Genomic DNA, 13,696 nt, shown 5'->3' on the forward strand with positions numbered 1-13,696 from the left:
AGCAATTAGCCAACATTCTATGCCTATAGGAATCGAGAAACTCAATCTGTACTCAGGGCAGTTCTATCTAGATATTGCCGATCTTGCCGAAGCGCGTGGTAAAAACTTTCAGCAGATTGCCGATAGTTTAATGTGCAAAACGCGATCGGTTTATCCAGTCTATGAAGATGCTATTACTCTGGCGGTGAATGCAGCCAAACAACTCTTATCACCTCAAGACCTAGAAGACATTGAACTACTAATTGTTGGTACAGAATCTGCGGTTGATTGTGGCAAATCCCTGTCCACCTGGGTACATCGGTTTTGTAATTTGTCTCCTAATTGCCGTAACTTCGAGGTGAAACATGCCTGTTACGGTGGCACTGCGGCATTCAAAATGGCCGCTTCGTGGGTAGCTTCAGGGGCTAGACCTGGGAAAAAAGCATTGGTAATTAACACGGACTTCAGCAGCGTCACGCTCAATACTGACCAGGAATTTATCTGCGGAGGTGGTGCAGTAGCGATGCTCGTTAGTACTAATCCACAAATTCTCGAAATTGAATTGGATAAGGCGGGTTACTGGACAAAGGAGATTTCTGACTACCTGCGCCCCACTTTCAACATCGAAGTAATCAAAAGTGAAACGAGTCTTTACTCTTATTTAGATGCTTTGGAGGGAGCATTCAGTCACTACGAGCAAATCGTGGGTTCTGTAGACTATGATGCTGATTTCAAAAAACACATTTATCATGCACCCTTTCCAGCAATGACGTTTCAGGCACATCGCACCATACTCAACCGATTTGAAGCGGTAGGGAAAGCGGCTGCTAAGTTAAGTTTTCAATCAAAAGTTGCAGAGAGTATACACTTTGCTCAACAAATTGGTAGTTCGTATGGGGGTTCCAATTTCATTTGTTTGTTAAGTCTTTTAAATTACGCCAAGGATCTGAGTCCGGGCGATCGCATTTCCCTATTTGCCTATGGTGGTGGCTGCCAAGCAGAATTCTACAGCGCCACTATTGGAAAGGCTGCAACTGAAATTGTCCGATCGCTCAACATTGACGAACATCTTAATCAGCGACTTCGTTTATCTGTTGCAGATTATGAAGCTAGTGAATTGACCCGTGAAAAATATAGCGATCGCCGAGACTTTAACTTAGAAAACTATTTAGATGAACGCTATGAAAAACGCTATAAAGGCCGAGGTTTACTTGTGTTAAGCAATGTTGAAAATTACTATAGGCAATATAAATGGAGTTAATAGTAGAGACCATCCGCTATAAAATCGATTCAGGAGTTGCCCAGATTGCCTTGGTGCAGCCCCAAACAGGTAATGTACTCAATCCATCTTTAATTAATCAACTTAGTCAAGCGTTACAAGCTGCGATCGCCGATTCATCTTGTCGGGCGATCGTGCTTCGGGCTGAGGGAACTGACTTCTGCAAAGGACTTGACTTGGAATGGATATTACAGCAGGGAGGAAAACCTCAAATAGAACTGTTTCAAGCCTTTATAAATTGTCTGCAATTAATTTGTCATTCCCACTTGCCTGTAATCGCCTGCGTTGAAAGTAATGTTACAGGTGGAGGACTAGGTTTAGTTGCGGCTTGCGATCTGGTCATTGCCAACGAGAACGTAATATTGATGTTGCCAGAAGTCATCATTGGAATGATTCCGGCTCTGATTGCACCCTTCTTACTGCGTCGTCTGACCATAGCACAGCTTAAGTATTTAACCCTCAGCAGTCGGGGAATTAACAGCCTAGAAGCCAAAGCATTTGGGTTAGTAGATGAAGTGGCAACTGAAGGCATGGCTACTACCTTGAACCGACAATTACAACGGCTGTTTCGTTCTTCTCCAGAAGCGATCGCTGCAAGTAAACAATATTTTGAACAACTTTATGGGTCAGATTTGCAGCGACAAACCAATATTGCTCTTAATCAACTTGTTTCATGGTTAGCACAACCGGAGACCTTAGAAGGAATTGAAAGTTTCACCGAGGGATTCTCGCCACCTTGGTTTCAAAAGTACAGGGGAAAAACCCATGTCTAAAGTTTTGCTCGGCAACCTAGAAGACGGCATCTTCCAACTGCAAATCGATGACCCTGAAAACGAAAATCGTTTGAGCGAAGAACTGTGTGATGAATTAATGACAGCCCTGACTCATCTAGCGACAAAACCGAGCCTGAAAGTCTTGATTTTGAGTGGGCGATCGGATGTCTTCTGTGCGGGAGCAAGCTTGGACACCATCAAACAAGTTGTGAGTGGCAATGCAGATGTCAAAGATTTATCACTGCCCAACCAACTACTTAGCTTTCCCGTACCAATTATTGCAGCTTTGCAGGGTCATGCTGTGGGAGGTGGACTAGCGTTAGCACTCTACTGCGATATGGCGATCGCATCCGAAAACAGTCGGTACGGAGTTAATTTTACAGATTTGGGATTTACTCCTGGAATGGGTATCTCATCTGTCTTACCTGCAATGGTTGGACATCACTTTGCTAGCGAGATGCTCCTTACCGCCAAGCTCTACAAAGGCAAAGAACTCAAGGGACGAGGTTTATTTAACTACATAGTTCCAACTGAAGAAGTTATGACTTTAGCCTTAGATATGGCACGGAGAATCGCTGAAAAACCCAGACATGTTTTGGAGATGGTAAAAGACACCTTGTCATTGCCTCGGCGTCAAGCTCTCCAAGCAGCATTGTCCCGCGAACACCTAATGCACAAAATCTGTTTTGGGGTTCCAGGTACATTAGCACACATCGAAGCGGCCTATTTATCCTAGATTTTTTTTGATTTTCAATATAGGAGACAAAACATCATGGATCGAGAGCAAGTATTAAATGTCGTAATTAAACATATCAAGCTCAACGTAGATGGACTGGAAAATGTTGAAATAGATCCGCATAAAACCATCGGAGAATATGGAGCCAGCAGTCTTGACGGTGTAGAAATTGTTTCTGCTTGTATGCGAGAACTCAAAATTAAAATTCCTAGAACAGAAGTTTCTAGCTTTAAGACAATCGATGACTTGGTGGAACTGTTTGCCAAGTTTAAAGACGAAGCTTCTCAAGAAGTTAAAGTTACGCAATAAAAGGGCGGTTGGTGAAGGAGGCAGTCTCAATGAAACAATTTTCACAACCATGCATGAAAAAGGAATATCCCCTACACCCCACACCCCACACCCTACACCCTACACCCTTTTTCAAGTCAGGATGAACCCACGCTTAAAAACGTGGGATTGAAGCAAGGACGATTTTCTGCTCTTTAGACAGTCCCCAATCCTTTTTATAAAAGCAGGTGGAAATGGTTACTCAAGTTGTCGAGTCCGATGTTCAAGATTCATTAATTGAATACTTGGAAGATCCGTTTTTAAATCACCTTTTTAAACAAATCAGAAAAGCTGAACAAATTAGAGGGATATCAGTTGATTTAACCCATGCGTGCAATCTTCGGTGTCAGGGATGCTATTTCTTTTTAGATGAATTGGATCAATTCAAAGCACCTAAAGATGAAGCCGAATTTGATGCATTTATTGCCCAAGAAAAGGGCAGAGGAACAAATTTTATTACAGTGGTTGGGGGAGAACCCAGCCTGATGCTAGAGCGATTGCAGAAGCTTTACCAGAATTTTCGGTTAATGGTTGTGACCAACGCCCTGATCAAAATCCCTTATGAGGGATTTGAAACAATGCCGATCGCTATCTCTCTTTGGGGCGATCGCGAAACTGACAAGACACTCCGAGGGGGTGGCAAACTCGATGTTTTCAGCAAAGCTTTAAAAAACTACAAAGACGATCCGCGTGCTATTTGGTATTACACTACCACACCGGGTAACGCCCATGAAATCGCTAGCGTTGTCGAGCAGTGCGTAGCCAACGGTAATCGCGTCGTGTTTAACTTTTACAGCGATCGCATGAACTTAAGAGGAGTTTACGATCGCAATCTAGGGTTTGCAGATGTGCGACGTGAAATTGACAAAGCGATCGCCCGCTACCCTGACAAGATTTTCATGACATCGTACATGAGCAACGTGTTTACCACGCGGCAACTTTACGATGAAACCTGGGGTTATGAGGTTTGCACCAGTCTCACTGTGGATCATGAAATTAATCAAAACCGCATTAAAAATGGCAAACGTTATAACCCCCATTATCGCGCTTATAATCCCGATCTGAAATCAACTCGGCGTTGTTGCACAGGTGATAATCAGGATTGCTCAACCTGTTACCAAACTTGGGCGCAGATTGGTTGGATCGCGATCAATTTGGAACAACACCTCGGTTCCAAACAAGAATTTACTAACTGGCTCACTACAACATACCTGTTTTACCTGATGTGTCGCATGGTTGACTTTGAATCCGGTGTGCAGCTTTTGCCTGAAATTCATCAACGAGCAAATTGTTAATCACTGACGATCGATTCGTTTCTATATTGGTCAGTTTTTCGCAAAGGAAATAAATTGCTATGGCTACTCAGGTAATAGAAACTGAGGTACAAGATCCCTTAATGGAGTATTTAGAAGACCCCTTTCTGTATCACCTGTTCGCACAGATTAGAAAAGCGGGTGCCATTAAAGGAATCTCCGTAGACTTAACTCATCTATGTAATCTGCGGTGTGAGGGTTGTTGTTTTTTCACTGACGACCTGGATCAAAATGCAGCACCCAAAGATGATGCTGAATTTGAGGCATTAATTGCACAAGAAAAAGCTAGGGGCACCAATTACATTACGGCAGTTGGGGGTGAGCCTACCCTAGTGCTGGATCGATTGCGAAAGCTGGCGCAAAATTTTTGGATGATTGTTGTCACAAACGGAACGATCAAAATTCCTTATGAGGGATTTGAAAATACAGCTATTGGTGTTTCGCTTTGGGGCGATCGCGAAACCGATAAAAAGCTGCGGGGAGGAGGCAAATTAGATGTTTTCAGCAAGGCTCTCAAAAATTACAAAGACGATCGCAGAGCGTTTTGGTACTACACAACGACCGCTGGTAACGCCCATGAAATCGAACGGGTTGTTGAACAATGTGTCGAAAACGGCAATTGCGTAATGTTTAACTTTTACGGGGATAAGGCAGGATTAGGAGGTGTTTATGATAATGAACAAGGGTTTGCAGATGTGCGTCATGAAATCGACCGAATGATTGCCCGCTATCCCGATCGCATCTTGATGACCTCGTACATGAATCAAGTATTTACTACAGGGCAAATGTATGACGAAACCTGGGGCTATGATGTCTGTCCTAGCATTAGTGAAAATCGCCCAGAGAATGCAGCCCGATTCAAAAATGGGAAACCCTATAATCTTCACTTTCGTGCTTACAATCCTGATGGCAAATCAACCAGGACATGCTGCACCAGCGAACATCCCGATTGCTCAACCTGTTACCAAACCTGGTCGCAGATGGGCTGGATTATGCTGAATCTGGAGCGGCACTTAGGTTCTAAGCAGGAATTTACCAACTGGCTGACGACAATGTACGTGTTTTACTTGGGTGCCAGAGCTATTGATTTTGAATCTGGCGTTCAGCTTTTGCCTGAAATTCATCGGCGAGTGAGTGGGATATGAATCAAGAACCGATCGCGATCGTTGGTATTGGTTGTCGCTTTCCTGGAGGTGTCCAAAGCCCAGCTAGCTTCTGGAACCTGTTGCGTCATAGCGGGGATGGGATTACAGAAATCCCTAGCGATCGCTGGAACGTCAACAAATTTTATCATCCCGATCCGGTAGAACCAGGTAAAATGTACAGCCGTTGGGGTGGGTTTCTCGACCAAATAGACCAGTTTGATGCCAAATTCTTTGGGATTTCCGGCGCTGAGGCGGCTCGGATTGACCCTCAACAACGACTCTTGTTAGAAACGGCGTGGGAGGCATTGGAGGATGCTGGACAAGTGCCGGAACATCTGGCTGGCAGTGATACCGGAGTTTTTATTGGGGTGCTTAACCGGGATTACAGTTACATTCAAATGGATGAGCGCAATCGCGATGCGATTAATGCCCATAGTATAGTTAGCTCAAACCTCAACTTGGTACCAAATCGCATTTCCTACTGCTTTGACTTCACAGGCCCCAGTCTGCCGATTGACGCTGGGTGTGCCTCATCATTAGTCGCCGTTCACTTTGCTTGCTCTAGTCTCTGGAATGGGGAATGTAGCCTTGCCCTAGCAGGTGGGGTCAATGTCATGTTTAAGCCAGAAATCAGCATCGCCATGAGTAAGGCATTTTTGCTGTCTGCGGATGGCCGTTGCAAGAGTTTTGATGCCGCAGCAGATGGTTTTGTTCGGGCTGAAGGGGTGGGGGTTGTTGTTCTGAAGTCGCTATCCCATGCCCTCGCTGACGGTGATGCTATTTATGCAACGATCCGCAGCAGTGCTGTCAGCCAGAATGGTCGCGGCAGCAGTTTTACAGCCCCCGAAGCTTTGGCGCAGCAGGCAGTCATGCAAAAAGCCTATCAGCGGGCAGGAATTCTCCCTCAGCAGGTGCAGTATGTAGAAACTCAAGGTTCCGGTTCGCCGATGGGGGATGAGATTGAAGCCAAAGCGATCGGGGCTGTCATCGGCAGCGATCGCTCTTTGGGCAATGAATGCGCCATCGGATCTGTGAAAACAAATATTGGACACATGGAAGCGGCTGCCGGCATTGGCGGACTCATTAAAGCTGCGTTGGCGGTTAACCATCGTCAGATTCCACCCAATCTCCATTTTCAAACCCCCAATCCCAAAATTCCTTGGCAAGAACTACGGTTGCGGGTGCCACAATCCTTAGAACCACTAACAAATAAGGATAATCAACCACCGATCGTCAGTGTGAATGGTTTTGGCCTGGGGGGCACGAATGTTCATGTGATTATGCAAGGTGTAGAATCCTTGCCAAGTGATATTGCGATCGCTAACCAACCACAACTGTTTTTAATGTCAGCTCGTAGCCCAGAGGCTCTGAAAGCCTTTGCTAAAGCTTATATTGAGTTTTTAACGCAGGATTCTAGCGCCGGAATTTCCTTGGCAGACATTTGCTACACAACTAGTTTGCGCCGCAGCCATCACTCCCACCGTTTGGCAATGGTGGTTGATTCTAAGAAACAACTTGCCGAGCATTTAGTGGGTTTTCTCACACAAGAAAGCCGTCCCTCCATGTTTTCAGGCTATGTAGAGCCACAAAAAAGCAGTAGAGTAGAGGAAAATTCTGGTAGTGAATGCGCTCAAATGCTGAATTCCTTAGCAGAGCGCTATACCCTGGAAGATGCAATTGATTGGAACGCTCTTTATCCTAATGGTGGTTGTTTTGTGCGTTTGCCGTCCTATCCGTGGCAACGACAGCGTTACTGGCAGGAATCAGAAGCCTCACGGCAAGATAGATTAGGAGAATCTAATACTGCCCAAGCCTCTAGTGCGGTTATATTCAACGACTCTGGGGTTGATATTATCAAGCAATGGTCAGTAGCGGCAAATAGCCAACGCACCGATTTATTAAGCACTTATATTCAAGCACAAATTCTCCAAGCCTTAGAGTGTGAGCCTGTTCACCTTGATGTCCAAAAGCCACTTAGTAGTATGGGCATCGATTCTCTAATGGCTGTGAGTCTGAGAAATCACATTGTCACCAATTTAAAGATTGAACTGCCAATCGAACAGTTTATTGCTAGTCCTAGCATTGCGGAATTAGCTCAAGCTTGCCACGAACAACTAATCTTGAAAAATTTGATCCCAACTATTCAGATTGCTAATTTTGTTGAGGAAATAGAGGAGTTAACACTTTAGCCTCAGTTCGGTATTGAGACGAGTACAAGCAAAAGCAGATCGGGTTTTGGAGAGGGCTGAATATGGCATTCAATGAATTGTTAACATCCAGTTTGTCAATCAAAAATTTAGTAGAGTTGACGCGTTATCGCGCCGAACAACAGCCCGATCGCCTCGCCTATAGTTTTGTGGTGGATGGAGAACAGGAAGTAATTAATCTCACATATCGAGAACTGGATCTATCGGCACGAGCGATCGCGGTGCAACTGCAAACTGTCAGTGCCAAGCATGAACGTGTCCTGCTTCTCTACCCGCCTGGTCTTGATTTCATTACCGCCTTCTTTGGCTGCTTATATGCTGGTGCGATCGCCGTTCCTGCTTATCCGCCTCGACAAAATCAGTCCATCTCTAGGCTGATGGCAATTATGGCAGATGCCCAGGCTAGGGTTGCCCTAACTACAACCTCCCTACTCGCTACCATCGCTACTCAGTTTACGCATCATCCAGACCTGACCACAAAACAGATTTTAACTACAGACACAATTTCTAATCAGCAAGCAGAGTTATGGCACGAACTCGTACTCGATCCAAACGCGATCGCATTTTTGCAATACACCTCTGGCTCAACCGGTACGCCGAAGGGGGTTATGGTCAGTCATGGCAACTTACTACACAATTTAGAACTGATTCATCAGCTTTTCCAAACTGCTCCCAACCACTTAGGCGTATCCTGGCTGCCCCCTTATCATGATATGGGCTTAATCGGCGGCATCCTCCAACCCCTCTACGTCGGTTCTTCAATAATTTTGATGTCGCCCGTTGCATTTTTGCAGAAGCCCTATCGTTGGTTAGAAGCAATTTCCCGCTATCAAGCGACGATTAGCGGCGGGCCGAATTTTGCCTATGACTTGTGCGTGCAGAAGATTCAGCCAGAACAATTAGTAGGTCTTGATCTGAGTAGTTGGAAAGTTGCTTTCAATGGTGCCGAACCAGTTCGTGCCCAAACACTAGAGCGATTTGCTACCAAGTTTGAGCCTTATGGCTTTCGCCCTGAAGCTTTTTATCCTTGCTATGGGATGGCTGAAGGCACATTGTTGATTTCCGGAGGGGTAAAAGAGTGCTACCCAACGGTGTGTAATGTAGAAAGTGCTGCTCTCGAACAAAACCAAGTTGCGCTGTGTGCAGAGCAACAGCAGAATAGTATCAAGATTGTTGGGCAGGGGAGGACGGGGTTAGGTCAAACAATTGCGATCGCCAATCCGCAATCTTTCAAGAGATGTCCAGATGGTACAGTTGGAGAAATTTGGGTTACAGGAGCGAGTATTGCTCAAGGCTACTGGCAGAAACCCCAAGAGACGCAAGAAACATTCTATGCCTGTTTAGACGATACAGGCGGGGGTTCGTTTCTGCGAACGGGCGACCTGGGATTTTTGCATAATGGTGAATTATTTGTTACCGGACGACTCAAGGATTTAATTGTGATTCGAGGTTGCAATTACTATCCTCAAGACATTGAACTGACGGTGCAGGAAAGTCATTCGGCTCTCAGAAAAGGCTGTGGAGCAGTGTTTGCCATTGAGGTAGAAGGAGAAGAAAGAATCGTCGTTGCTCAAGAAATCGAGCGAACCTACTTAAGAAAGCTCAATCCAAATGAAGCGATCGCGGCAATTCGCCAAGCGGTGTCACAGGTTCATGAGTTATCAGTTTATGCAGTGTTGCTGCTCAAGACTGCCAGCATTCCCAAAACTTCAAGTGGTAAGATTTCCCGTACTGCTTGCCGCAATGGATTTCAAACAGGGAATTTGGACATCATTGCTGCTGACATCTTGCCCCAATGGGATGGCGGCGATAGCGAATATAAACTCACAGCAGCAGAACTGTTAGCGATCGCTCCCAGAGAAAGACAGCAGCACTTAGAGTCTTACATTCAAGCAAAACTAGCAAGGGGACTGAAAGTTGACTTGGCGAAACTCCATCCCCAACAACCCTTGCATCAGCTAGGCCTCGACTCTTTGGCTGCAATCGAGATTAAACATCAAATCGAAGTCGATCTAGGGGTGAATGTTCCTGTGGTCAAGTTTCTCGAAGGTGTGACCATCAGAAATCTCGCTGCTCAAATTCTCAGACAATTGACTGGAGTCAATTCTCAGCAGCAAGGTGAAAAGCTACCCTTCTTCTGCATTCATCCGGTGATGGGTGTCGCTTCCGTTTATTCCGACCTGGCAGAGTTATTGGGTCAAGAGCAACCTTTCTATGGGCTACAATCTGCGGGGATTACTGGCGAAGGCAAATCAAAAGATTGTATAGAAGACATTGCTACTGAGTACATCCACGGTATACAACAGGTGCAGCCAGAAGGCCCCTATTGTTTAGGAGGTTGGTCTTTTGGTGCGTTGGTGGCATTTGAAATGGCCCAACAGCTACAGCAAGCAGGGCAGACCATTGTCTTACTAGCACTGATTGATACTCCCGCTTTTTGCGACAATCGCACTCAGAATTTCTTCCAGATGGCTAAATTTCTGGTGAATTCCGTGCTTCGCAATCTTGGCCCTTATCTGGATGAAACAGTGGATCATTTTCTGACTGCTGTCGAAGAACGACAACTCACCCAACAGATTGGAACTAAGACCTCAAAGCCATTGCATTTTTTGGTTGAGCCAGGAAGTATAGCTAAGGTTGTCGCCCACCAGTCCAGGCTGAGTAAGCTTTTTCAACCAGCTGCGCGACGGCTATTCCAAGTCATGCAAGCTAACAACTCAGCCCTCCTCAAATACAAGCCGCAACCTTATCCAGGTAAAGTTACACTCTTTCGGACGAGCAAACAAACTGGAAAAAATCCCCAAGACGCAACCCTTGGCTGGGGCGATCTAGCAATCGGCGGAGTTGAAATTCATCAAATTTCGGGAAACCATCTGAATTTAGTTCTCCCACCCCATGTAGAGGTACTTGCCGAAAAGCTAAAAGCTTGTCTCGATCGCGTGCAGGTTCAAAAGATGGAGGTGTTGTAGATTTTGCCTTTTCTAGCAGTCTTCTATTAGCTTGATAATACTGTCAGGAGATTTATAAAAATAAATAATAACCAAATTTTCCAATTTTATTACTGATAGTTATAAAACAGCACTAACTGATATTATCCTATCAAGTCCCTATCTATATTCAGAGGATAAAATTCAAACATAAGTAGAACGACTTCAAAAAACCAAACTATGTAAAGAAAAATGAAATACCTTAAACTCTTTTTCCTTCTGCCTTTAGCCTAGCTGGCTTCTGCCCGATTCCAATCATCAATATTCACACCGACCTACTTATTATGAGTATACCTTTAAAGCTTCGCAGTGGTTTTAGCTTTGATGAAGCGATTTTAATGGCTAAGTTCTCCAAACGAAGTTATGAAATATTTCAAGTCGGAGGAGGCTCTGTTGAAGATGCCGAAGTCCAAGATATCTATAACTCTCTGTATAAGAATGAAGGCTGGAAATTAGTTCATAGCTTGCAGAATAATGAAAATAATATCCGAGGTTTCATTTTTAAACGAGAAGAAAGTAATCAATTTGCGGTGATTTTTCGAGGCTCTATTGTTACCGATCGCGGTCAAATTGAATTAACGGATATTTTGACCGATCTCAATTGGTCATTAATTAACTATGGTTCTCTACCAGATACGCGAGTCAAAGTTGCACGGGGATTTTTTGAAGGATTTGAAGCCATCAAAGATGAACTTGCTGCCTTTTTTCAGGTTCTCTTAGGTCAAATTAATGCTCAAGATTTTGAGATATTTCAAACCTTGAATCCTGGCAAACAAATTGCCATTGCCCATGCCATTGCTGCGGCTGGAGGAATCCGATTCGGACTGGCCTTTGAGCGTCGATTAAAAAAACTAATTTCGGAAGTCTTCTCTTATGATGCGATCGGCAACCTGAATCGAGCCTGGAGTTTTGCCCGCGATGAACTCTTGAACTTTGAAGACATCTCTAGAGAAGTAAGTGAATTCTCGAATAGTCGCAAGGCTGGTGCTAGCTTGAATTCTATATCTAAGATACCTAAAAACGTCAGCCGCCTTGAGGTTTACGTAGGGGGCCATAGTTTGGGCGGTGGTTTAGCTCAACTCGGCGCTCTGTTCTTAAAACGCCGTTTTAGTTCTTTAGGAGAGTCAGCTTTACGAGTCAAAGTATACACCTTTGGATCTGTAAAAGTTGGCAATCAGCATTTTGCCAATTACTACAACGAACAATTAGGAGAAGGATTTAGTTACCGCGTCGAAAATCAACTCGATCCGTTTACCCTGGTACCCTTTAGCCTTCCTTTCCCTTTAAGTATGGTTGCTGGCAATGGCTTAAGAGTGGGGGAACTTTACTTAGGCAATTACGAACATGTGGGAGAAGTTCATCACGTAATCGGACTGGGAAATCACGGTGTCTCTCTGAATTTTGGGGGAGCAGCAGAATTTATGGGAGGTATTCCTTTCCCTCACAGCTTCGATACATACATTCAACTGCTGCAAGAAGACAAAAAACGGTGGCATCAGTTGTGGCAACCGATTAGAGGAATTCTCAGCATCTTTTTACAAGAAATGCTCCAGGAACAGGAAGCTGGGATTGTGATGACCACTGAAGAACAAATACGGGGAGTTAAAGAACAGACATCTGAAGAAATTCTGAATCTCAAGCAATCTGTAGACGAACTTAAAAGCGAAATTCAGCGATCGGGGCTGAACTTGAAGAACGAATAAGAACTGGTAACTTTTACTACTTATGATGACCCCTACTGTTACTGCTCGCAATCTTAGTATCTTTGCTGGTCTACTGGCCTTAAGTATCGGGGCTGGATACGTTTTTCTGTTTAAAGTATCTAGCCAGTCATCCGCTAACAAGGCCTCGTCATCTTCGTTATCGTTGCCCCCTGAAAAAACAAAAGTCTTGGCATTGGGACGGTTGGAACCAGAGGGGGAGATTACCAAGGTTGCAGTTCCGGTGGGGGCACAGATTGATAAATTAAAAGTTTCTGAGGGTGATTGGGTTAAAGCCGGACAAGTTTTGGCTTATCTTAAAAGTCACCAAGAAATGCTGGCTAAACGAAATTTGGTTGCTAGCCAGTTAGAGGAGGTGCAAAAACAGATACAAACAGATAGCTCCCTCAATAAAATTGAGATTAGTCAGGCACAAGCACAGATTAATCAGATTTCTACTCCTCGTTTGCAAGAAATTAGCTCTCAAGAGGCTGCTATTCGCCGATCGCAAGCAGAGTTGCATCAAGCAATTCTCATCCGCGATCGCTATGCAAAACTTTATGCTGAAGGTGCAGTTCCTAAAGAAGATTATGAGATTAGGAAGTTACTGGTTGCACAAACGCAGGAGAATTTAAGTCAAGTCAGAGCCAAGTTAGCTCAATTAACCACGGCCCGCACAGAGGATATCAAAGTAGCTCAAGAGAACCTCAAACGCTCAGAGATGAATTTAAAGCGAGTCGCTAGCCATAGTGGGTTGACTTCAGCCATCCAAAATTTAAAACTGGCCCAGGCACAGTTAGAGCAAACTATTATCCGTGCGCCTAAAAACGGTCAAGTCCTGAAGATTAACACCCAGGCTGGGGAAGTGATTTCCGATCGCGGCCTTCTCGCTCTGGGCAACACACGTAATATGTATGTAGTAGCAGAGGTGTTTGAAACAGACGTTAAGTTGATTAAGGTCGGACAGCGAGCAACGATTACCAGTCCGGTTTTTGAAGAAAAAATGACTGGCACTGTCACAAAAATTGGTCAACTGGTGTTCAAAAACGACATTATTGGGGACGATCCGACAGCAAAATCAGATGTCCGAGTGGTAGAAGTGAAAATCCGCTTAGATCGAAGCAAACTTGTCTCCGATCTAAGTAATCTGCAAGTAGATACTGAGATTGATTTAAATTAATTCGCTAAACGTTTTTCAAAAGAGAACAGGGAACTTAGACTTTAACAATTTTTGCAGATGTCTAAATTAT

General features: G+C 44.5%; 10 protein-coding genes. All 10 read left to right on the top strand.

Features of this window, described 5'->3' with window-relative positions; translation table 11 throughout:
• The first annotated feature begins 19 nt into the window (after positions 1-19).
• The 10 genes from AC1F2U_RS07520 (at position 20) to AC1F2U_RS07565 (ending at position 13,626) form a co-directional block, all read left to right on the top strand.
• On the top strand, positions 20-1,240 hold the full coding sequence (locus tag AC1F2U_RS07520; protein WP_480260539.1) for a hydroxymethylglutaryl-CoA synthase family protein: 1,221 nt from the start codon (positions 20-22) through the stop codon (positions 1,238-1,240).
• Complete coding sequence (locus AC1F2U_RS07525) at positions 1,231-2,031, top strand: enoyl-CoA hydratase/isomerase family protein (RefSeq protein WP_480260540.1); 801 nt, start codon at positions 1,231-1,233, stop codon at positions 2,029-2,031. The genes AC1F2U_RS07520 and AC1F2U_RS07525 overlap by 10 nt, the downstream gene beginning before the upstream one ends.
• Complete coding sequence (locus AC1F2U_RS07530) at positions 2,024-2,767, top strand: polyketide synthase (RefSeq protein ID WP_480260541.1); 744 nt, start codon at positions 2,024-2,026, stop codon at positions 2,765-2,767. The genes AC1F2U_RS07525 and AC1F2U_RS07530 overlap by 8 nt, the downstream gene beginning before the upstream one ends.
• A 36-nt stretch (positions 2,768-2,803) precedes the next feature.
• Complete coding sequence (locus AC1F2U_RS07535) at positions 2,804-3,076, top strand: phosphopantetheine-binding protein (RefSeq protein ID WP_480260542.1); 273 nt, start codon at positions 2,804-2,806, stop codon at positions 3,074-3,076.
• Between the two features lie 212 nt (positions 3,077-3,288).
• A complete protein-coding gene (locus tag AC1F2U_RS07540; protein WP_480260543.1) occupies positions 3,289-4,389 on the top strand; it encodes a radical SAM protein in 1,101 nt (366 codons plus the stop codon).
• Positions 4,390-4,448: 59 nt separating this feature from the next.
• Positions 4,449-5,552 carry a radical SAM protein gene (locus tag AC1F2U_RS07545; protein ID WP_480260544.1) on the top strand — a complete coding sequence of 368 codons (1,104 nt, stop codon included), beginning with the start codon at positions 4,449-4,451 and terminating at the stop codon, positions 5,550-5,552.
• Positions 5,549-7,741 (top strand): type I polyketide synthase, encoded by a 2,193-nt coding sequence (locus tag AC1F2U_RS07550; RefSeq protein ID WP_480260545.1) that lies wholly within the window; start codon positions 5,549-5,551, stop codon positions 7,739-7,741. The genes AC1F2U_RS07545 and AC1F2U_RS07550 overlap by 4 nt, the downstream gene beginning before the upstream one ends.
• A gap of 62 nt (positions 7,742-7,803) precedes the next feature.
• Positions 7,804-10,728 carry an AMP-binding protein gene (locus tag AC1F2U_RS07555; protein ID WP_480260546.1) on the top strand — a complete coding sequence of 975 codons (2,925 nt, stop codon included), beginning with the start codon at positions 7,804-7,806 and terminating at the stop codon, positions 10,726-10,728.
• A 302-nt stretch (positions 10,729-11,030) separates the two neighbouring features.
• Positions 11,031-12,449, top strand: coding sequence for a lipase family protein (locus AC1F2U_RS07560; RefSeq protein ID WP_480260547.1), 1,419 nt, complete (start codon positions 11,031-11,033; stop codon positions 12,447-12,449).
• Between the two features lie 22 nt (positions 12,450-12,471).
• Positions 12,472-13,626 (top strand): hypothetical protein, encoded by a 1,155-nt coding sequence (locus AC1F2U_RS07565; protein WP_480260548.1) that lies wholly within the window; start codon positions 12,472-12,474, stop codon positions 13,624-13,626.
• The last annotated feature ends 70 nt before the right edge of the window (positions 13,627-13,696 follow it).

The sequence above is a fragment of the Nostoc sp. LEGE 12454 genome (assembly GCF_056620565.1).